Here is a 22,060-nt window from a genome sequence, read left to right on the forward strand (position 1 = left end):
GGCTGGATAGAGCGATGACATTCAGTAAAAACGAAAGTTTGTGTAAAGACGAACTTCAAGCGTGGCAACTCAAACACCTCAAAGAGACCTTGCTTCGCGTGTATCATCTTGTGCCGTTTTATAAGAAAAAGTTTGATGAACATGGCGTCTTGCCACAAGATATTAAAACGCTTGAGGACATCGCCAAACTCCCTTTTACCCAAAAACACGACCTTCGCGACAACTACCCTTTTGGCATGTTCTCCGTCGATATGGACCAAATCGTGCGCATTCACAGCAGTAGTGGAACCACGGGTAAACCGACCGTCGTAGGCTACACCGAGCACGATATGGACATCTGGGCGGAAGTGATGGGGCGCGCGTTTACGATGGGTGGTGTGACGTGTCAAGACATCATGCAAAACTCGCACGGATACGGACTTTTTACGGGCGGTCTTGGCTTTCATAACGCCGCAGAACGCATGAAAATTGCCGTCATTCCAAGCTCCACGGGCTTTACTTCTCGCCAACTGTTGTTACTCAAAGACTTTGGAGCGACTGTGCTCACCGCAACGCCTTCGTTTGCGTTACACATGGCAGAAGTCGCGAAAGCAGAGGGCTATGACATCCAAAAAGATTTCAAACTACGTGTGGGATTTTTTGGTGCAGAGCCTACGAGTGAAGGGCTTAAAAACGAGATCGCGCATATTTGGGGTATTGATTACCACGAGATTTATGGACTCTCCGAGATCATCGGACCGGGCGTGGCGTGTAACTGCAAACACTCCAATCTTTTGCATATTCACGAAGACCATTTCTACCCTGAGATCATCGACCCCAAAACGGGCGAAGTTCTACCAGAAGGCACACGAGGCGAACTGGTCATCACGACACTGACCAAACAAGGCTTGCCGATCATTCGCTACCGAACGGGCGACATTACTTCTCTGACACGCATTCCATGTCGTTGTGGCAGAACCATCGGCAGAATCGAAAGCATTGTAGGACGAAGCGACGATATGCTCCTCATCAACGGCGTCAACGTCTTTCCATCGCAAATCGAACACGTACTCTCCAAACAAGAAGGCATCATGCTCAACTACCAAATCATCGCCGACAAAAAAGGCTACCTCGATAAACTTGAGATCGATGTAGAACTCGATGAACACTTAATCAGCGATGATGTCAGCTACCTCGGAAACCTCAAAAAAGAGCTTCAACATGCTCTTTTAAATAACCTCTACATCAACGTCGAAGTTAAGCTTGTTGCACCCAAATCTTTGCAAAGAAGTGAGGGGAAAGCCACTCGCGTGGTGGATAAACGAGCGAAATAATTGTTTACATGTAAAGTCTTTGGGCTTTACATGTAAAATTCTTTTAGTGCATTATGACTTGGCTTTTTTAAGCATCTTCTCCGTTGTATCAATATACGCTATAAAATCTTGCTCAACTCGTGAAAGTTCATCTTTGGTTTTTTCTCTGTATTTTTCATATTCATCGTATGCTTTTAGAATGGCTTTGTCGTGGCTTATTTTTCCCGCATTTTTAAGTATATCTTTGCCTGTCATTTTCAAAAAATCATCCAATCTTGCTATCCAATCGCTCATATACATAGGCGTTTTATCCATCGCTTGGATTTCAGCAATTTCGATGTATGCCGTAATCATGCGATTTAAAAGGTTGAGTTCATCTTCACTAAGATAATTCTTGGCGACACTGATTTCTTGCCTTGTAGGGTGTGTGCCTTTGAAATTGGTAAGCCCCATATGTGGCTTGGCACTATCCGCCCTTTCATAGACAAGTTCAGCCGCCGTGTTACCATGAACCGCCCAGTGCATTTTATTTTGTACCGTTTGAAAGAAGAGAATGCTTTGCTCTGCTTTTGGGTCATAGTCTATGCTCGTAGCATAGATGTCAAGCACCTTGCGCCAAAAAATCTTTTCACTGCTTCGTATATCGCGGATGCGTGCTAAAAGCTCTTCAAAGTAGTTTCCACCACCTGCACGTTTAAGCAGTTCATCGTTCATCGTAAAACCTTTAACGATGTACTCTTTGAGCCTCGCCGTTGCCCATTGGCGAAACTTCGTACCTTGGAGCGACTTTACACGATACCCTACGGAAATGATGACATCAAGATTAAAATATTTTGTATATGAAATCTGTGTTTTGTTTTCTATCGCACCGTGCTTAGTGGTATGTGCACAATGTGCACATACCACTGTTTCATCAAGCTCTCCCTCTTGAAAAATATTTTTGATGTGTTTGGATATGACCGTTCTATCTCTTTGAAAAAGCTCCGCCATTTGCTCAATATTGAGCCAAACCGTCTCATTTTCAAGCCTTGTTTCTATCTTTGTTTTGCCATCTTCACTTTGGTAAATAAGGATATTTGATATTGGTGTGGTGTTGGTCATTTTAAGTTACCTGTCCTCATTTTTATTGTGTCTTTGCATTTAATAATCTAAAATTACAAATACACTTTTTGCGGTATCATACAAAATTCTTAATGCGTAAATAAACGTTCCTATTAATAATGCTTCGACAAGTATTTTATATTCTTGGTGATTTTTTATGAAAGTTGAATCTATAATCATGAACAGTACTATGGCAAGAAGTATTAAGATAATTTGCTCTTGTATTGATAAAATCATCTGATCTTTTGTAGCGGAAAAATTTCCCGTCCCCTTTTTATCAATTAATTCTCTAATTTTTGTTAAAACAATACTTAAAGTTGCAGAATTAATTGCAATTAATGCAACTAAAAGTGTTATTAAATTACTTTTTAAAAATTCAAATAGAAATTTTGTATCACAAAGTAATTGTAATTGAGCCAGAAAAAATCCTAATCCTATTGAAAAAAAGGTATTTACAAAAATATTATTTTTCATTAATAACTCTTTGTAATAAATTTGCAATATTTTGAAAATTACCACTTTTAATTTCAAGTTCTTTAATTTCTAATGATTTAATAGATTTTGAAGTTTGAATTCTTTTTTTAAGCCCTTTAATTTTGATTGATATATTTCCACCGCCCTCACTAGCATAATCAACAAGGCTATTAATTTGTTTATCTTCATGTGTAATATGTAATTTCGAATCATCTGCATCAATTTCTAAGAAAGTTTTTGCTGTATTTGTTCCTTTAGCTAAATTTTTCAAATCTTCGCTTAAAGTAGCTGATATGTTAGCCATATTAGGAGTAATAAGCTCAAATTTAATATTTTTTATCGTACTTGGATATTCATTAATAATATTCCAAAATGCTTCTTTATAAAATATAGGTTCAGCATAAAATTTGAGTTGTTTATCGCCAAGAACTCCATTAATTGACTGAAGAAAAGTATTAAGAACTGATTTTGTATCTGCAAATGCTTGTTTTCTATCTTGAATTAAAATATATTGTTTATCAGGTTGATTCCAAATAGCCACAAGAATTGATGGCCAATTTTCATATTGTTCTTCTTCAAAAGTTTGACTTTCCAACTTTACTGTTTTTTTGGATGCAAACCTATAAATTAAAAAATTATCTTGGTTATAAACCAATTTTCCATTTATCATAGTTCTTTTATTTTTCCATTCTTTAATTGAAATAAGTTGTTCAGCAAAAATATCATTTTTTTTAGCTATTAAGTCTTCAATATTTATAATTTCACCAAATAATGCACCTTGAAAATGTCTATCTTTCGGTAAAATTTGAAACCTATATAAATTAAAATTTACATTTTTGATACTCTTCACTTCCATTTTCTTCTCCTAATTTGATGTTTTTAACCATTTCAACTCAAAACTTTTTTAAATATATTATCTCATATATTCTGATTAATCTAATACTTTTCCAATAAGCCTTTTATCAAAAGTACGAGCTATAATAGTCATAGCTTTTCGCAAAGGAACTCCATGCTAAAAATAGCCGTTTCAGCCTGTTTACTGGGCGAACCTATTCGTTACGACAAAACAGGTCAACGGGATCGCTTTATAACCGACAAACTTGGCAAATACGCTTCGTTTATTCCGTTTTGTCCTGAACATTTAGCCTTTGGAACACCGCGTGAGACGATACGCATTGTGCTTGAAGAGGGGCATAAAAACGTCATCACTGTCTTTTCCAAAAACGATGTCACGCAAGCGATGAATGATGCGGTGGCGCATGAACTACACAAAATTCAAAACGAAGAGATTTGTGGCATTATCCTCAAATCAAAATCACCCAGTTGTGGGCTTGGCAGTACTAAGTACTACATGAAAGAGATGAGTAAAGGGAAAAAAGATGGGCTTTTTGCGCTTACATGTAAAGAACATTTTGTGGATTTCCCCATCGAAGATGAGGCGCGTTTGATCGACCCTTGGCTTCGGGAAAACTTTGTGATGCAACTCTTTGCGTATGAAGATGCGATACTCCTTCACAAAAACATCCAAACCATGCAAGAGCTTGTGGCATTTCATACCGCGTATAAGTTTCTGCTGCAAAGCAAACATGAGACGAACTACCGCCTTTTGGGCAAAATCGTTGCCAATCACGACAAAAAAAGTTTGCAAGAAATAACAGAAGCGTACCTCGCGCTGTTTAAAAAAACGATCACCTGCAAAGGGACGATTGGTAAAACGGTCAATGTCCTGCAACACATGGTCGGCTTTTTCAAAAAAGAGCTGAGCAGCAGTGAAAAGCAAGAGCTACATCTGCAAATTGAGGAGTTTCGTGACGAGATCACTCCGCTGATTGCGGTGATGAGTACCATCGAATTTTTGGCTAAAAAGTACAACACAACCTACCTTTTAGGGCAGAAGTTTTTAAACCCCTACCCTAAAGACCTCTCCCTTCGCTCCATGATCCAAGAAGGCAAATAAGCATGAAAAAAGTCCTCTGGTTTAGGCGCGATTTGCGTGTTCATGACTCGATGCTTTTAGCGACTGAGGGCGAGGTTTTGCCCATTTTTATTTTCGATACGAACATTTTAAATGCTCTTGAAAAAAACGATAAAAGAGTCTCGTTTATTTTTGAGCAGGTACTTAAACTCAAAGACGATCTGAAAGCGATGGGGCTTGATCTTGCGCTCTTTTATGGCACGCCTTTGGAAGTGTTTACCTACCTCAAAACATTAGGGTTTAGTGAGGTTTATGCCAGTGTGGATTATGACAGCTATGCCAAAGAGCGTGATGCTAAAATTGCGGAGCACTTAAACTTTCATGCACTGAACGATTGCTACCTTTTTGAGCCAAACGAAGTGTTAAAGAAAGACGGCACTCCTTACCTTGTTTTCACCCCTTATTACCGTGCTTGCCAAGCACTTTACACACAATTTTACGCATTAGAGTACAAAAAAGCCGAACAATGCCTTGTAAACTTCGACTACAGAGCACTTTGGTGCATTCAAGATGGGGACAAAAAACCTTTACATGTAAAGCTAGAAAGCATGGGGTTTGAGCCTTTACATGTAAACAGTTTAGAGCCTCAAAAAGCGTTGAAGTTTTTTACATGTAAAGTCGATTTGTATGATGCAAAACGTGATTTTTTAGACGAAGATGCTACGTCTCATTTGAGCGTTCATCTGCGGTTTGGCACACTTTGCATTCGTGAAGTCGTGCGTTTTTTAGTGAACCTCAAACAGCAAGGTCACGCCACAGAGCCTTTTTTCAGACAGCTTATGTTTCGTGAATTTTATGCTTATTTGCTCTTTCATTTTCCCAAACTCGCATGGGAAAATTACAAATATTCGCCACCCATTTCCAATGACAAAGATGCGTATGCGCGTTTTAGTAGAGCTCAAACGGGCTATCCATTGATTGACGCTGCGGTTACGGAACTACTCACAACTGGCTTGATGCACAACCGCGCTCGTATGGTCGTGGGGTCATTTTTTACCAAGCATTTGATGTTGCCATGGCAAAGGGGCGAGGCGTTTTTTGCGAAGCATCTTTTGGATTATGACGCGTCAGCGAACATCCTTTCATGGCAGTGGTGTGCAGGAACGGGCATCGATCCGCAGCCCTATTTTCGCATCTTTAACCCTTATGCGCAGTCGTTGAAGTTTGACAAAGAAGCTGGTTATATCAAACGCTATCTTCCGCTTTTACGCGACGTTCCAGCCTCGTGTTTGCACAAAGAAGCGTATCTGATGAGCCATGACATCACAGGGTATCCAAAGCCGATGATTGAGCATGAACGTGCGCGAAAACGGTTTTTAAGTGAGTTTACGCGCGACCATTAAATGTGTTTACTCTGTGTTGCTCAAATCGTGTTAAACTATCCTCAAAACAAAAGGAGTATCGTATGTTAAAAGAATTTTTACATGTAAGCTTAGGCGGAATGGTTGTCCTTAAAGAGAAGATCGAAGAAGAGCTCAAAGTGCTTGAAGAAAAAGGCAAAATCAGCACGAGCGATGCGAAGAGTTTCATCGAGTCTATTAGCCAAAGAGGCAAAGATGAAGATGAGCGCGTGAAAGCAAAAATCAAAGAGATGATTAAAGAGGTGGTCGGCGAATTAGGTCTTGCCACCAAAAGCGACATCGAGGAGCTTAAATCAAAACTCTCTTAGTCTATTGGCATCTTTTCAACCCAAAAAGGGTTTATGATGTTTTTTATTTTTTACTGAGTGTCTATTTATTGCTCAAAAAAAAGGAGCGATTTCTCTTTTTAAAACCGCTCTCTCCTGTCAACTTACGCCGTACGATTGTCAATTTGGGTGCTAGTTTTATTAAGCTAGCGCAAGTGCTAGCCACTCGGGCGGACTTTTTTAGCACGGAGTATTTGGATGAGCTCAAATCACTGCATGACCAACTTCCGCCCATGTCTGAAGCACAGTTAAATGTGGTGCTCTCTCGTGCGTTTACGCCCATGCCTTTTGAGCATTTTGACCCTTCACCTCTTGCTTCGGCTTCCATTGGTCAAGTGCATGAAGCACGCATTGATGGCATCAAAGTTGCTGTTAAGATTAGGCGTTTGGACATTGAAAAACGCGTCCGTGCCGATATTGTCATTATCTCGTTTTTCAACCGACTGTTTAGACCTCTGTTTTCACACTACACGAAAAATTCCATTGAAGCAGTCATCGTTGAGTTTTCAAAGATGATTCTTCAAGAGGTCAATATGACCACCGAGCTTCACAATCTTCAAAAATTCTCTACCATGTACGCGCGTTCAGGCATTCTTTTTCCCACACCTTTTGTGGAGTATTGCAGTGAAGATGCGCTGGTGATGAGTTATGAAGAGGGTTTTCGTTTTGATGATAAAGAGCGTTTGCAAAAAGAGAAAATTGATTTTATAGCGATTATTGCAAAGCTTATCTCTTTTTACACCGAGCAAATGCTCCTTCGTGGCTATTTCCACGCAGATCCACACCCTGGCAATCTGCTCATTACGACCAAAGGGGAGTTGGTTTTACTTGATTTTGGCATGGTGAAGTCCATCCCAAATCAGACCCGTATTGCTATCATTGAGCTTCTAAAAGCTGCCAATGAGAAGGATTATGAGCTGTACATTAGTGCGAGTAAACGACTTGGAACCGTTGCATATGAAGCGCCTGTAAGTGAATTGGCACTGTTAAGTGAGCGCATGTTTGAGATCTTTGGCAATGAAAATCTAAGCTCTGAGAGTATGCAAAAACTTGCCTTAGATGTACTAGGTTCCACCCGTGATTTGCCGTTTAAACTGCCACAAGAGGCGATTTATATTTTACGTGTGAGTGCGATTATTGAAGGATTGGGGACAACGTACATTGAAAATTTTAACGGCATTAAAGATATTTTGCCCGTTTTGCAAGAGAATATTCCCAAAGCGTTAGGCATGGATGGGGGGATTTTGGAGAGCTTGATCAAAGAGTTTAAGTCACTTCCACTGACGCTTCACCATCTCAAATCGTCTATCAAACAGATCAGCGATGGCGAGGTTAAAGTTGAACTCTCTCTTTCGCAGTTAGAGTGGCTCAAAAAAGAGTTAAAACAGTACCTAAAACCTTTTATGTTTGGAATGGTACTGCTACTCAGCGCACTGTTTACGCTGATGTACGACCCCGAACTCAAAGAGGTCGCACTGGTTTTATTTACGCTAGGATTGGCGCGAATTATTTTTTAAAGATTAGGTTACGCAGTTTGCGTAACGGTATCTTAAACAATGCGTAAAACCCATTGCTTAAGGTCAGGGATAAATCCCCGACACCCCCTAAAGCTTCATAAAACAAGTTTTATGAGAATTATTTTTTAAACTCTACAACTTCGTCAAAACTCAAGCGGTGTTTGCCTCTTTGCTCTAACGCGCGATACCCAAAAGGAATCACTAAAGCACTTTGGTACACAGCTGTATCAATGCCCAAAAGCGCATCGACTTTTTGGTACTCAAAGCCTTCAATCGGGCATGAATCAATGCCGATGCTCGCCGCGGCAGTCATCATGTTTCCTGCCGCGATGTAGCACTGTTTTTCGCTCCACATCTCAATCGTATGGTCATCTCTGCCATCGACCCACCCTTTGTAAATACCCATAAACCCTTTAAACGCATCTTCTGCTAAACCCCAGCGTTTTATCTGTGTTTGGGTGTACGCGTCACTGCTTCGCACATCTTTGCGCGCTAGGATGATGAGAAGATCGCTGCACGTTGAGATCTGTTTTTGATTCCATGAGACGTTTTCGATCTCTTTTTTGAGGGCTTGATTTTGTACGACAACAAATTTCCACTGCTCAACCCCAAACGAACTAGGACTCAAACGCCCTGCTTCTAAAATAAATTCTAAATCTTCTGTGGGGATTTTTTTCTCAGTGAAAAGCTTGCATGCGTGACGAAAGTTCATAGCGTCTAAAAAAAGTTCTTTTTTATCCATCGGAAATCTCCTTGTAATTTTGGTAAATTATAATATAACTCGAACACGCTTTGCGTTAAGCTAAAAATGAAGGTCATTTTGTTAAGGAATATCTTAATAAAATGAAATAAAACACTATTACATACAAAAAATATCGTAAGAGAAATTAAAGTAAATTATTTCTATAATTATCTTACTATTTAAAAAAAAGGATTACGAATGCAAAACGACTTTACCAAAGCGATGGACTTTCGCCACGCGTGCAAGATTTTTGATGAGACGAAGAAAATCAGCGATGATCAAATGCACTTCATTCTAGAAGCTGGTCACACATCGCCCTCTTCGTTTGGCATGGAGCCGTGGAAATTTTTAGTCATCACGAACGATGAACTTCGAGCTAAACTTCGCCCTGTCTGTTGGGATCAACCCCAAGTGACGACATGCTCACACCTCGTTGTCATTCTAGCGGCGATTGATGCGGTTAAAGTCGAGAGTGGCATACCAATGATGCGTTTTGCACGACGTGAAATGCCCCAAGAGAAAAAAGATTTTTACATCAATTTGTACGCCAATCATCTTAAAGAGACGCTTAGTTCAGATGCCAATGTCTACGCATGGACGGCGCGTCAATGCTACATCGCAGCGGGAAACATGATGACCGCAGCGGCGTTTATTGGCATCGATTCTTGCCCGATTGAAGGCTTTGAAAAAGAGAAAGTCGAGGCCGTTTTAGAATTGGATACGAGCAAATACCAAGTGGCGATGGTGCTTCCTTTTGGATATCGCATCAACCCACAATCCACACAACTTCGCGTGCCGTTTAACGAAGCCGTAGAATTTATTAAGTAATCCACTTTCAGAGCCTAGATATTAGGCTCTGCCCTCTTTCACATTTCATTTTGAAATATTTTAGCCTTTACATGTAAAAAAATTCTATCATGCTTGCATGAAACTTACAACAGAAGATAAACTATCACTCTTAGCAGGCAGTGCCAAGTATGACGTCTCATGCTCGTCGAGTGGCAGTGAGAACAACTACAAAACAGGCGAACTTGGCTGTGCTCATAACAGCGGTATTTGCCACAGTTTTACGAGCGATGGACGGTGTGTTTCGCTTTTAAAAGTTCTGCTTACCAATGTCTGCATTTACGACTGTGCGTACTGCATCAATCGCGTGAGCAATGACACGCCAAGGACGGCATTTACCCCACGAGAACTCGCCGATCTTACGATCAACTTTTACAAACGAAACTACATTGAAGGGCTCTTTTTAAGTTCTGGAATCATTAAAAATGAAGACCATACAATGAGTTTATTACTTCAAACGTTGCGCATTTTACGGCACGAGTACCGCTTTAACGGCTACATTCATGTCAAACTCATCCCCGGAGCTTCTAAAGAGCTCATCGAAGAAGCAACCCTTTTAGCACATCGTGTCAGCTCCAATATCGAACTTCCAAGTTCTAAAAGCCTTGCCCTACTCGCACCCGATAAAACCAAAGAGAAGCTTCTCTCCCCGCTCAAACACGCACGTGGCATCAGCCTGCAACGAAGTGCCAAGCCTATTTCCATGAGCACGCAGATGATTATTGGAGCTACCAGCGAGAGCGATTTTGAGATCCTCAAACTCTCTTCAGCACTCTATGATAAAGCGTTATTAAAACGGGTTTATTACTCCGCGTACATTGCGGTCAACAACCACAAGCATCTACCCGTTCCTGAACTATCTAAACCGCCTTTGCTTCGAGAACATAGACTCTATCAAGCCGATTGGTTGTTGCGCTTTTACGGCTTTTCGTACGATGAGATTTTGAGTGAAAATCAAAACCTCGACATCCAATTTGACCCAAAAACCTTTTGGGCGCTTTCCAATCTTCATCTGTTTCCCATCGATGTCAACCATGCACCCCAAGAGATTTTAGTACGCATTCCGGGCATTGGCATCCGTGGAGCGCTGAAAATTTTGCAAGCAAGACGCTTTAAGAAGCTCTGCTTTGAAGACCTTGTCAATCTTAAAATATCGCTCAAAAAAGCACGTTATTTCATTATCGCAGGTAAAGATTTTCACAGAAGTTCCTCTCTTTATACCGAAAAAATCAAACTCGCCCTCATTCATCAAGGCTCTAACATCATTCAACCAACGCTGTTCGACACTTCTATCTACACGGGAGAGCTGTGATGATCTTGCTCTATGATGGAAGTTTTGAAGGGTTTTTATCCTTGGTGTATGAGGTCTATTATGAGAAGTTACATGTAAGCTCGATTGTCAAAAAAATTCCAGAAACGCTTCTGTTTGAGAGGTTTCATGAAATTTTTACCGATGAGTCAAAAGCGCGCAAAGTGTTGGATGCCATCTCCAAACACTTTACTAAAGAGCAACAACGCACGATTATTAACATTGTTTTATGCGACACGAGGGAGTATGAGATGGCGCTTTTGGAGTATCTTCGCATTGGGTTTAAAAGCCCCAAAGAGCTTCGAAACATTAATAATACCAACCTTTTTTACATTCAAAATCTTGAAAAAGAGCTCTTGTCTTTGGTACATAAAATGTACGGGTTTACCCGCTTTGAGGAGTTAGAAGATGGAACACTCTATGCCAAAATCGAAACGAAGTTTAACATCGTCCCTTTTTTGGGTGAGCATTTTTGCAAACGTTTGGGAAACATTCCTTTTATTATTCACGATGTCAAGCGTTCTCTTGCCTTTGTCAAAAACGATACACTTCGAGAAATTCGCTCTATCGCCTCTTTTGATGCCCCAACTTTTTCAAGCGAAGAGGAAAATTTTAAAGCATTATGGAAGAGCTTTTTTAAAGCAGCCGCCGTTGAGAGTAGATACAATCCAAAGCTTCAGCAAAGCTGGGTTCCACTGCTGTATCGTACGTATATGAGTGAATTTCAAGTGTAGAAAAAGCTTACATGTAAAGCAGGTGTAAACGCCCAAAGATAAAGTTTTGGACGTTTACATGTAAAGACTTAGAGCGTATCCGCGTGGCGTTCAAAGACCTCTTTGTCCCAGCCACCGCCGAGGGATTTGTACAGCGAAACGCCTGAACTGATCAGAGCTTGTTTCGTTTGAGACGTTGCGAGTTTGGCGGAGAGCAAATTACGCTTCGCATCTAAAAGCGTTAGATAATCGCCATAGCCATTCTCATACTGTTTTTGAGCCAAAAGATAGACTTGCTCAATGTTTTTCTCGTAAGAGAGTTGATGTTCAAGCTTTTGAGTGAGCGTATGACGTTTGTTAAGTGCGTCATAGGCATCTTGAAACGCTTGTTGCACGGTTTGCGCGTAAGCGATCTCTGCAAGCTCTTTGTTCGCTCTTGCACTTGCAACATTGGAACTTGTTTTGCCCATGTTGAACAGTGGTGAGGCAAGACTTCCACCAAAACTGTTCATCGCTGATTTGGACTTCATCAGATTGGAAAGCTGTGTGCTCTCAAACCCAAGGGCACCCGAGAGACTAATGCTGGGGAAATACGCCGCTCTGGCTACGCCAATGTTCGCATTCGCCGCTTTGAGATTCTCTTCGGCTTGTTTAATGTCAGGACGTTTGGTTAAAAGCTCAGATGGCAAATTCGCTGGTACTTTCACATCAGCAGGTAACACACGTGGCAATCCATCGTTGCTAAAGTTCGCAATCGCTTCGGGTGATTTGCCCACCAAGACGGCTAACGCACTTTGTTGCGTTAAAATAGATTGCTCTAACGCATCTTTGGTGATTTGAGCACTGTTAAGCTCGGCACGTTCTGACAAAAGCGTTCCTTTTGAAATGGCGCCAACGGAGTACTTAAACTCATTGCGCTTAAGCCCTTCTTCACGTGCTTTGATCGTATCATTGGTGATGTCGAGTTGCTCATAGAGGCTAATCAGCGTAAAGTAACTGTCTGCCACACTGGATGCAAGGGAGATCTTAACGGTATCTTTTGCCGCGTATGTCGCAACTAAAGAAGCGCGTGAAGAGGTTTCAGCCTCTTTGTATTTTCCCCAGAGATCAAGCTCGTAACTGAGCACCGCACTCAATGAAAAATCATTGTACGTGTTGTGCGCTTTTGAGGTAAAGGTATCGGCACTGCTTCTGATGCGCTGACCTGAACCTTGAAGATCAAGGCTTGGGTAACGATCCGATGTGCTACTTGAGAGCGTTGCACGCGCCAAAGAAATATTTGCCATCGCTGTTTGAAGATCATAATTATTTGCCAATGCCTCTTCAATCAAAGCGGTCAGCTTTTCATCATGATAATTGCTCCACCAAGCCGCGTCCACATAGGTTGTTTCTTTTTTTACATCGGCACGGTAGGCTTCTGGAAACTGGGTGGTGGGGACGTTCAGCTCTGGAGAGAGCGAACATCCACTAAAGATTAACGTTGCCAATGAGAGGGCATAGAGATTACGCATCATGACGCTCTCCTTTTTTACTAAATTTTGCATTAAGCTGCGCTAACCAGTTGTAAAAGAGTGGAATGAAAAAGATCGCAATCGTCGTTGCTGCGATCATTCCACCAATAACACCTGTACCAATGGCGTGGCGACTTCCCGCACCTGCACCAGAACTTAAAGCCAATGGTAAAACACCAATCGTAAAGGCGAGTGATGTCATAACAATCGGACGGAAACGAAGTCGTGCTGCTTCGAGGGTTGCATCAAAGATTGATTTGCCTCGCTCTTGGGCTTGCATCGCAAATTCAACGATCAAAATTGCATTTTTAGCCGATAAGGCTATAAGTACCAATAGACCGATTTGGAAGTAGATGTCATTACTAAGACCGCGTAAATAAACTGCCACAATCGCTCCAAATACGGCAAATGGAACCGATGTTAAAACAGCAAGTGGCATCAACCATCTTTCATACTGCGCGGCTAAAATCAAAAAGATAAAGACAAGACCAAAGATAAAGGCTTGTGAACCACTACCTTCCATCTCTTTTTCTTGGAACGATGTTCCCGCCCATCCCGTACTATATCCCTCAGGTGACACTTCTTTCACCACTTCTTCAATGGCTTTAATCGCGTCACCAGACGTATACCCAGGACTTGGTTCACCTACAATTTTCGATGCCGTAAAAATGTTAAAACGATCAACGATATCCGGTCCAATAGTACGCTCATACGTTACTAACGCACTCATAGGAATCAATTTTCCACTACTTGATTTCACAAAAACATTTTGCATATCTTCAGGTTTTTCTCTAAAGTCTGTTTCAGACTGAACATTCACTTGATAGGTTCGCCCAAAAAGGTTAAAGTCATTGACATAGTACGCACCAAACGTTGATTGTAAAGTCGTAAAAGCATCTTTAATCGAAATACCCAGCGCCTTAGTTTTTTCACGATCAAGGGTGATTCGATACTGAGGTACAGCTGTATCAAACGTACTTCGCACCATCGTAAGTTCAGGTCTTTGTCTCGCTTTGGCAACAATCTGATTCGTAATATTACCAAGCTCTTCTAATGAGCCACCTGTTTTATCTTGCAAGTACATCTCAAATCCACCTGAGATACTTAGACCCATAATCGGTGGAGGATTGAGTGCAAAGATCGTTGCATCAGGGATACCAAAAAATGCACCATTTAAAGCGCCACTCATCGCTTCGGAGTGTTGATTAGGCTCTTTGCGCTTATTCCAATCATGTAAAGAGATGAACGTCGTTGCCGCATTGGTTTTTGCTGCACCACTAATGAGATCATACCCTGTAATAGAAATGGTATATTCAATCTCAGGAATTTTTGCTGTGATAGCATTCAATTCATCACTAACAGCACCTGTTCTATTCAACGAAGAGGCTGGTGGCAAAGCAGTTATAGCAAGTAAAAAGCCCTTATCTTCCATAGGTACAAGGCTTGAAGGCACTTTTTGGAAAAGCTCATACGTAACGCCCATGAGTGCTGCAAAAATGATAATACTAATGACTCCATGTCGAACAACTAAACTAACGCCACTTGTAAACCAGTTGGTTGAGGCATCAAAGAATTCATTAAACTTTCGGACAAACCAAAACGGTTTTGGCTCTTTCTTTTGAAGAAAAATGGCACACAAGGCAGGTGTTAGCGTTAAGGCTACCATACCTGAAATGATGACCGAAATAACAATCGTAATCGCAAATTGTTGGTACATTTGCCCTGTAAATCCACCCATAAACGAAACGGGAATAAATACGGCACAAAGTACCAAAACAATAGCAACAACCGGGCCTGTGACCTCTTGCATTGCTTTAATGGTCGCATCTTTGACGCTAATATCTTTTTCGGAATGCAAAATACGCTCAACGTTTTCAATAACAATAATGGCATCATCCACAACGATACCAATGGCAAGCACCAATCCAAAAAGTGTTAAAAGGTTGATGGAGTAGCCAAGCGCATACATCCCTGCAAACGTTCCAATGATCGAAACAGGAATTGCAAGAATTGGAATAATCGTTGCACGCATATTTTGCAAGAACATATAAACAATAATAACAACGAGGAGTAACGCTTCAATAAGAGTTTTTACCACTTCGTTTACAGAAATTTGAATAAATTTCGTTGTATCGTATGGCGTTAGATAAGCCATATTTTCAGGGAATGATTTTGAAAGTTTCACCATCGCTGCATCGACTTTTTTAGCCGTTTCCAACGCATTAGCACCTGATTGCAAATAGATTCCAATAGGAGCCATCGTTTGACCATTTAACTTTGCTGTTACATCATAAGACTCAGCTCCAAGTTCCAATCGTGCTACATCTTTAAGGCGTAAGGTTGAGCCATCTTTGTTTGATTTTAAAATAATATTTTCAAACTCATCGACTTTATCAAACCGTCCTTGTGTTGTAACTGTATACGTATATGCTTGAGAGGTTTTTGTAGGAGATTGATTAAAACGCCCTGTTGCAAACTGCGCATTTTGCTCACTAATGGCATTAATCACATCGGTTGGAGTGAGATTGTATTTTGATAGTTGATCGGGTTTCATCCACACACGCATGGAGTAATCTTGATTGCCAAACAAAGAAGCATCACCGACACCATCAACACGTTTAAGTTCATCAATGACATTCACAAGCGCATAGTTTGCCATATAAATTTCATCATACGTGTTATTGGGAGAAATAATCGAGACAACCTTCAAAATAGTCGATGATTGCTTTCGTACCGTCACACCTTGGGCTTGTACTTCACTTGGAAGACTACTCAAAGCTGCTTGAACACGGTTATTGACGTTAATCGTCGCTTGATCGGCATCGGTTCCAATTTTAAAATAGACATTAATCGTTAATGAACCTGTTGAAGAAGCGGTGGAAGACATATAGATCATATCTTCAACACCGTTGATCTGTTGCTCTAGGGGGGCTGCTACTGTTTTAGAGATAGTTTCTGCACTTGCTCCCGCATAAGTAGCTTTCACACTGACTTGAGGAGGCGTGACTTCAGGGTATTCTTCAATAGGCAAGCCGCGAATAGCCATCAAACCCGCAATAATCACAACAATCGAAAGAACGGTTGCGAAAATAGGTCTGTTGATAAAAAATTTAGAAAACATACTTTATTCCTTTGCTTCTGCAACAACAACGGCAGACCCTGGACGTAGTTTGGTCAGATTGTTTGTAATGACAAGATCGTTTACATGTAAACCACTCTCAATGATATAGGTATCATTATGAACCGTACCTGCCTTAACAGGCACTTTTTCAGCCTTACCCTCTTTGGCTACATAGACAAATGAGCCAATGGCTTCTTGTAAAAGAGCCTTTTGAGGAATGCTAATGGCATCTTTATAGACTAAACCCTCAACATTGACACGAACAAAAAGTCCTGGTATTAAAATATTGTTTGGATTTGAAAAAGTTGCACGTGCTTTAATCGTAGAGGTTTCACCATCCACATAACTGTCTAAAAAGTCCAATGTACCCATTTTGGCATATTTTGTACCATCGGGTGTAGAGAGTTGTACAGGAAGTTTCGCTTGAGCGATACTATTCCAATTACCTTGCCCCATCACATAACGTTTTTTCAAAAGCTCAATATCTGGTAAGGAAAATTCAACATAGACAGGATCAGTTTGAGTAATGGTCGTAAGTGTCATCGTGTCACTGCTTGATCCTACGTAACTTCCAACGTCTTGGGCATTGAGGCTGGTCATCCCTGAGATGGTCGCTTTTACTTTTGTATAGTTGAAATCAATCGTCGCTTTTTTAAGAGCCGCCTGTGAAGCTTTAAGTGAAGCGCCTGCTGATTCATACGCTGAAAGGGCTGAATCTCTCTCTTTTTGAGAAACGGCATCTTGTTCAAACAACACTTTCGTTCGATCCCAATCGCGTGTGGCTTGTTTGAGGGTAGCTTCTTTAATACCTACATCTGCCACAGCTTCTTGCATCAATGCTTCATAACGATCCGAGTCGATTTGATACAGCATATCGCCCGCTTTGACGAAACTGCCTTCGGTGAAGAGTTTTTTCTCTAAAACACCACTCACACGTGCAACGATGCCCACTTGCTGCATACTTTTCACTTTTGCTGGGTATTCCAAAGAGACAGGCACATCGTTTGAGACAACTTTATACGTTGCAACGGATAAAGGTGGCATAGCGGGCATTCCTGCTGCTTTGTTACCTGATTCATTTGAGCATCCTGAGACCAAAAAAGCCCCCAATGTCGCTACTAATGCGTATGTGGCATACGTCATGTATCCTTTGTTTTTAGTCATTTTTCAGCTCCATAAATTAGTGTAATGTATATTACATTACATTTTGTAGGCGAATTATAGTCGCAAAAGGTAAATAAGTCAAGCTTTTTTACTTTAACCGTAAAAAATGTAATTATTGATTTCTCAGCAACCCTTTGCAAAAAATAGTCACGACTTGTTTGGACGCTTTTAAGTACGTTTCTTCTGAAATATCAATCGTAACACCCATGATACGTGGAAAGATAAACGGATCTTTTAGGGCATTTAAAAATTGCTGCGCACATAAGGCTGTATTTTCAACATCAATACGTCCACTTTTTTTCTCATTTTCCAAATACTCTGCAATAATAAACACAGGGCGCATCATGAGATTTAAAATCGTCTCCTTCTGCAACTTCGTTTCATCAAGATAACCAATAGAGATAATTAAACGGTGAAATAATACCGCATCTTCTGTACAAATCACATCAAAAAAGAGCTTTCCGATCTCTGCCAAAAACTCTTCAAGTCGTCCTTCATAGCAGTGACTACGTCGCCCCCACTCACCAAATAGCTCTTCTGATTTTTCCTCAAGGATATAAATCAACAGCTGCTCTTTATTTCCAAAATGTTTATACAACGTTGCCAGTGAGCCCCCTGCTTCTTTCACAATATCATTCATACTGACTTTTTCATACCCATTATCCAAAAAAAGACGATACGCAACATCAACGATTTTTTGACACCGCGATTCTGCTTTTCCGCTTAATCGTTCAGATAAAGTACTGATGCAACATTTATGATCATTCATTACGCTTTTCCTCCTTTTACATCATTGTCTGTAATTATACACTAAATCAATTTTTATGCTTTAAGAGAGCCAATAGTACCATCTTGTCTAAGGAATAATGTTATATCATTGCTTTACATGTAAAGTTTTTCATCTTTTAACCGATAATGCTTGCAACTGTTTGAATACTATTTTTGGAGCTGACTTTATGGACTTAACCGTCATTTTGGGCATGGTCATTGCCATTACCACCATTTCCGTAGGCGATATTATGGAAGGTGGGAATCCTCTTCATATTTTGCATATCACTTCCTTTATTATTGTTATTCCGACTGCGATGGCAGCAGCGATGACGGCAACACCTCAAGAGTATGTCAAGGGTGCGTTCAAAGAGTTTAAAGTGATTATGAAAAAATCTCCTGTTGATTTTCATGCACGCATCAAACAAATTGTTGATTTTGCTATTATCGCAAGACGCGATGGTATTTTAGCATTGGAATCACATGCGAACATTATGGAAGATGAGTTCTTTAAAAAAGGGCTGAGCATGGCGGTGGATGGTGTCGAAGCGCATGAAATTGAAGAGACGCTTGAAATCCTGATTAAAGAGACCGAAGAGTATTACCATGGATCAGCGCATTACTGGATTCATGCCGGTGAGACGTGTCCTGTTATGGGACTCATTGGTGCAGTTTTGGGTCTTATTTTGGCACTTCAAAAATTGGACAATCCTGCTGAAATGGCGATGGGTATTGGTGGTGCGTTTACAGCAACCGTTTTTGGTATTGCCGGTTCATACATCTTTCTAGGGCCTTGGGGACATAAGCTCAAAGGAAAATCAAAAGATATTATTAAAGAAAAACATGTCATCTTAGCGGGCATTTTAGGCATTTCACATGGTGACAATCCTCGTACACTCGAGATGAAACTTCTCAATTATCTCTCACCACTTGAAGAGAAAAAAAGCCAATTTGATAAATCATAAGGAACGACACCGTGGGTAAGAAATGTAAAAAAGTAGTCTGTGAAGCCGGTGAAAAATGGGCAGTACCCTTTGCTGACTTTTTTAGCCTTTTACTCGCACTTTTCATTGCCCTTTTTGCCATTGCCTCAACCAATACTGAAAAAATGAAAGCGCTCAAAGAAGAGTTTGTCAAAATCTACGACTACAGTGCCAAGCCTGAAGAGGCGACACCTGTTATGAATATGGCGGTTAAATCAGGGGATGCTTCCAAAGATCAAGATAAAGACAAAGGCAATGCAGGGGGAAGTTCTGCACAACTTGAAGAGATCGCGAGAATGGCTCAAATGATTGAGAAAATGAACATCGGTGAAGGCTCTTTGGAGCAAAAAATTGACGGTGCCATCATCAAACTCCCCACCAAAATGCTTTTTGCACCCGGTTCTGCTGACATTATTAACAGTGATTCAATGCTTTTCTTAAAACGTGTTTCAGACATTATCGCGATGCTTCCTAAAAATGTTGAAGTGATCGTTAAAGGCTACACTGACACGACACCGCCACCAAGTGGTTCTAAATTTCAAGACAATCTAGAACTCTCCAGTGCTAGAGCTAACGCAGTCATTCGCGTACTGGTGCGCAATGGCATCGCCAAAGATCGCTTAAGCTCCGCAGGCTATGGTGACACTAAACCACTTGCGAGCAACGATACGGCAGAAGGTCGTGAGAAAAATGGACGCGTTGAGTTTACCATGCGCATTTCAGGACCTGATAACGCTGCTAAAAAATCTATTTTAGACACACTGAACACACTCAATAAAAATGCAGAATAGCCTTCTAACAAAATTTTTTTGCAAGCAGAAAAAGTACCGAGGTGCGTGGGCTTTCTGCTCAAGATTACGCAGTGTTAACGTAGTTTTTAAAGCTTTGCTTTAAAAACGTGTAAAAAGTTCTGTAAGAACTCTAATAGTTAATCTAGTTCTTGTAAAACTTTTTTTATAATACCACTCGCCTCTTTGAAGGCAAAAAATCTTTACATGTAATGAGCTTTCACCATGATTCAAGTTATCAATCTATCCAAACACTTTGGGGCACAAACCCTTTTTGAAAACATTAGTTTTACCCTAGCCCATGGCAATAAAATAGGCTTTGTCGGACGCAATGGCTCGGGGAAATCGACCCTTTTTAAAATTCTTTTGGGTGAAGAAGAAGCCGATGCTGGCGATATTCTGATTCCAAAGAACTATACGATTGGCGCCCTTCGTCAGCATATTGAGTTCACTCATAAAACCGTGCGTGCGGAGTGTGCTTCGGCACTACAAGGCGATGAAGTCTTTGATGTCTACAAGATCGAAAAGATGCTTTTTGGGCTTGGTTTTTCACTCGACGATTTAGACAAAGATCCGATAAGCTTTTCAGGAGGCTATCAAATTCGTCTCAATCTTGTCAAACTCCTTGCGACCAACCCTTCCCTTTTGCTGTTAGATGAACCGACCAACTACCTTGACATCGTCTCAATGCGTTGGCTTCAAAACTTTTTGAGAGAGTTTAAAGGCGAAATCATTCTTATCACCCATGATCGTGACTTTATGGATGCCGTTACCACACACACGATGGGGCTCAGGCGTCAAAGCTTGATGATGATAGAGGGAAACAGCCATAAATACTATGCAAAACTTGAAGAAGATGATGAGCGTTACCTTAAAACCAAAGCCAATTTAGATAAAAAACGAGCCGAACTCGAAGACTTCGTGACACGGCAAAAAGCACGCGCGTCCAAAGCGGTGATGGCACAAAGCAAAGCCAAACAGCTTGAAAAAATGGGCGAAATGGATGATCTTGAAGAAGAAAGCAATCTCTCATTTTCGTTTAACTACAAAAAAACACCTGCCAAAATCGTGCTCGATGCTCACGATGTCCGCTTTGGGTATGACCCAGAACGACCTTTGTTTCAAAACCTCTCGTTTAAACTTGAAAAAGGAAAATGCCTTGCGATCATTGGTAAAAATGGCAAAGGAAAATCAACCCTTCTCAACGTTTTAGCAGGCGAACTGCCACTGCAACACGGAAGCCTGAACTATCATCCTGAGACTGCGTTTGCACACTTTGGACAAACGAACATTCAACGACTCAATCTTAAAAATAACGTTATGGATGAAATTTACGAGGTTGACCCACTGCTAGGCATCACCAAAGTGCGTGCCATTTGCGGTGGTATGATGTTCAGTGGCAAGATGGCAGAAAAAGAGATCAACATTCTCTCAGGAGGTGAGCGCAGTCGCGTCATGTTGGGTAAAATCATCGCGACACCTGCAAATCTTCTTTTCTTGGATGAGCCGACCAACCACCTCGATATGTACTCCATCGACTCTTTGTGTGAGGCGATCAAAAGCTTTGAAGGCTCTACCATTTTGGTCACTCACTCGGAGATGATGCTTCGAGAACTTGCCGATGCACTCATTATCTTTCATCACGACAAAGCTGAATTTTTTGAGGGCAATTACACGGAGTTTTTAGAGAAAATTGGCTGGGAAGAAGAGAGCGAAAGCGCTCCTAAAAAAGTGGTTTCCAATGACTACAATGAGAGTAAAAAACTGCGCGCCAAACTGATTCAAGAGCGAAGTTCCAAACTCTCACCGCTTAAAAAACAGATCGAGCAGTGCGAAGCGAAGATCATGACGCTTGAAGAAGCAATGAAAACAAACAATGAAGCGCTGATCGCGTGTTCATCGGGAAATGAGATCGGCGAATTGCATCGCCTCTCTAAAGCATTAAAAGACGATGAAGCGCTGCTTGAAAAACTCTACGAGCAGTTTGAATGCTTACATGTAAACCATGACACACTCTTTGAAAGCTATGAAACGCAATTGAAAAACATTCAAAATTAGTGTAGAATTGC

Annotated in this window: 19 protein-coding genes; 11 read left to right on the top strand and 8 right to left on the bottom strand. The window is 40.9% G+C overall.

Annotation, left to right across the window (positions count from 1 at the left end; all coding sequences use genetic code 11):
• The first annotated feature begins 14 nt into the window (after positions 1-14).
• Complete coding sequence (locus JU57_RS01060; RefSeq protein WP_037955788.1) at positions 15-1,313, top strand: phenylacetate--CoA ligase; 1,299 nt, start codon at positions 15-17, stop codon at positions 1,311-1,313.
• A gap of 51 nt (positions 1,314-1,364) precedes the next feature.
• Here the strand turns inward: JU57_RS01060 and JU57_RS01065 are convergent, their stop codons facing one another.
• From JU57_RS01065 to JU57_RS01075, 3 genes are read right to left on the bottom strand one after another with little or no spacing between them, the layout of a single operon-like run.
• Positions 1,365-2,393, bottom strand: a complete 1,029-nt coding sequence (locus JU57_RS01065) for a virulence RhuM family protein (RefSeq protein WP_037955791.1) — start codon at positions 2,391-2,393, stop codon at positions 1,365-1,367.
• 39 nt (positions 2,394-2,432) lie between these two features.
• Positions 2,433-2,867, bottom strand: coding sequence for a hypothetical protein (locus JU57_RS01070; protein WP_037955794.1), 435 nt, complete (start codon positions 2,865-2,867; stop codon positions 2,433-2,435).
• The gene (locus JU57_RS01075) at positions 2,857-3,723 is read right to left on the bottom strand and encodes a hypothetical protein (RefSeq protein ID WP_037955797.1); all 867 of its coding nucleotides are present in this window, start codon (positions 3,721-3,723) and stop codon (positions 2,857-2,859) included. Before JU57_RS01075 ends, JU57_RS01070 begins: the two co-directional genes overlap by 11 nt.
• Positions 3,724-3,876: 153 nt before the next feature.
• On the opposite strand from JU57_RS01075, the gene JU57_RS01080 reads away from it, so the two are divergent.
• The 4 genes from JU57_RS01080 to JU57_RS01095 all read left to right on the top strand — a co-directional run bounded on the left by JU57_RS01080 (position 3,877) and on the right by JU57_RS01095 (position 8,046).
• Positions 3,877-4,824, top strand: a complete 948-nt coding sequence (locus JU57_RS01080; protein ID WP_037955800.1) for a DUF523 and DUF1722 domain-containing protein — start codon at positions 3,877-3,879, stop codon at positions 4,822-4,824.
• A gap of 2 nt (positions 4,825-4,826) precedes the next feature.
• Positions 4,827-6,185, top strand: a complete 1,359-nt coding sequence (locus JU57_RS01085) for a deoxyribodipyrimidine photo-lyase (protein ID WP_037955806.1) — start codon at positions 4,827-4,829, stop codon at positions 6,183-6,185.
• 62 nt (positions 6,186-6,247) lie between these two features.
• Positions 6,248-6,511, top strand: coding sequence for a hypothetical protein (locus JU57_RS01090; protein WP_025344505.1), 264 nt, complete (start codon positions 6,248-6,250; stop codon positions 6,509-6,511).
• Positions 6,496-8,046: an AarF/UbiB family protein gene (locus JU57_RS01095; protein WP_294875133.1), complete on the top strand. Its 1,551-nt coding sequence runs from the start codon at positions 6,496-6,498 to the stop codon at positions 8,044-8,046. The genes JU57_RS01090 and JU57_RS01095 overlap by 16 nt, the downstream gene beginning before the upstream one ends.
• A 118-nt stretch (positions 8,047-8,164) precedes the next feature.
• Here JU57_RS01095 and JU57_RS01100 read toward each other — a convergent pair whose 3' ends face one another.
• Positions 8,165-8,788, bottom strand: coding sequence for an NAD(P)H-dependent oxidoreductase (locus JU57_RS01100; RefSeq protein ID WP_037955809.1), 624 nt, complete (start codon positions 8,786-8,788; stop codon positions 8,165-8,167).
• A 198-nt stretch (positions 8,789-8,986) separates the two neighbouring features.
• Between JU57_RS01100 and JU57_RS01105 the strand changes: the two genes are divergently transcribed.
• The 3 genes from JU57_RS01105 (at position 8,987) to JU57_RS01115 (ending at position 11,677) form a co-directional block, all read left to right on the top strand.
• Positions 8,987-9,616, top strand: a complete 630-nt coding sequence (locus JU57_RS01105) for an NAD(P)H-dependent oxidoreductase (protein ID WP_037955811.1) — start codon at positions 8,987-8,989, stop codon at positions 9,614-9,616.
• A 97-nt stretch (positions 9,617-9,713) separates the two neighbouring features.
• A complete protein-coding gene (locus JU57_RS01110; protein WP_037955814.1) occupies positions 9,714-10,946 on the top strand; it encodes a putative DNA modification/repair radical SAM protein in 1,233 nt (410 codons plus the stop codon).
• Positions 10,946-11,677: a TIGR03915 family putative DNA repair protein gene (locus JU57_RS01115; protein ID WP_037955817.1), complete on the top strand. Its 732-nt coding sequence runs from the start codon at positions 10,946-10,948 to the stop codon at positions 11,675-11,677. Before JU57_RS01110 ends, JU57_RS01115 begins: the two co-directional genes overlap by 1 nt.
• Before the next feature lie 68 nt (positions 11,678-11,745).
• Here JU57_RS01115 and JU57_RS01120 read toward each other — a convergent pair whose 3' ends face one another.
• The 4 genes from JU57_RS01120 to JU57_RS01135 all read right to left on the bottom strand — a co-directional run bounded on the left by JU57_RS01120 (position 11,746) and on the right by JU57_RS01135 (position 18,221).
• Positions 11,746-13,170: an efflux transporter outer membrane subunit gene (locus JU57_RS01120; RefSeq protein WP_037955820.1), complete on the bottom strand. Its 1,425-nt coding sequence runs from the start codon at positions 13,168-13,170 to the stop codon at positions 11,746-11,748.
• Positions 13,160-16,288, bottom strand: a complete 3,129-nt coding sequence (locus JU57_RS01125; RefSeq protein ID WP_037955823.1) for a multidrug efflux RND transporter permease subunit — start codon at positions 16,286-16,288, stop codon at positions 13,160-13,162. The genes JU57_RS01120 and JU57_RS01125 overlap by 11 nt, the downstream gene beginning before the upstream one ends.
• 3 nt (positions 16,289-16,291) lie before the next feature.
• Positions 16,292-17,452, bottom strand: a complete 1,161-nt coding sequence (locus JU57_RS01130; RefSeq protein ID WP_051906440.1) for an efflux RND transporter periplasmic adaptor subunit — start codon at positions 17,450-17,452, stop codon at positions 16,292-16,294.
• A 112-nt stretch (positions 17,453-17,564) separates the two neighbouring features.
• Entirely contained in the window at positions 17,565-18,221 is a 657-nt protein-coding gene (locus tag JU57_RS01135; protein WP_037955826.1) for a TetR/AcrR family transcriptional regulator, read from the bottom strand.
• A 187-nt stretch (positions 18,222-18,408) separates the two neighbouring features.
• Between JU57_RS01135 and motA the strand changes: the two genes are divergently transcribed.
• From motA to JU57_RS01150, 3 genes are all read left to right on the top strand, one after another.
• Complete coding sequence (motA, locus tag JU57_RS01140; RefSeq protein ID WP_037956037.1) at positions 18,409-19,185, top strand: flagellar motor stator protein MotA; 777 nt, start codon at positions 18,409-18,411, stop codon at positions 19,183-19,185.
• 11 nt (positions 19,186-19,196) lie between these two features.
• Positions 19,197-19,994 (top strand): flagellar motor protein MotB, encoded by a 798-nt coding sequence (motB, locus tag JU57_RS01145; protein WP_037955829.1) that lies wholly within the window; start codon positions 19,197-19,199, stop codon positions 19,992-19,994.
• A 222-nt stretch (positions 19,995-20,216) separates the two neighbouring features.
• Entirely contained in the window at positions 20,217-22,049 is a 1,833-nt protein-coding gene (locus JU57_RS01150; RefSeq protein ID WP_037955832.1) for an ABC-F family ATP-binding cassette domain-containing protein, read from the top strand.
• The last annotated feature ends 11 nt before the right edge of the window (positions 22,050-22,060 follow it).

It is taken from the genome of Sulfurospirillum sp. SCADC (assembly GCF_000743525.1).
In the GTDB taxonomy this organism is placed as follows: domain Bacteria; phylum Campylobacterota; class Campylobacteria; order Campylobacterales; family Sulfurospirillaceae; genus Sulfurospirillum.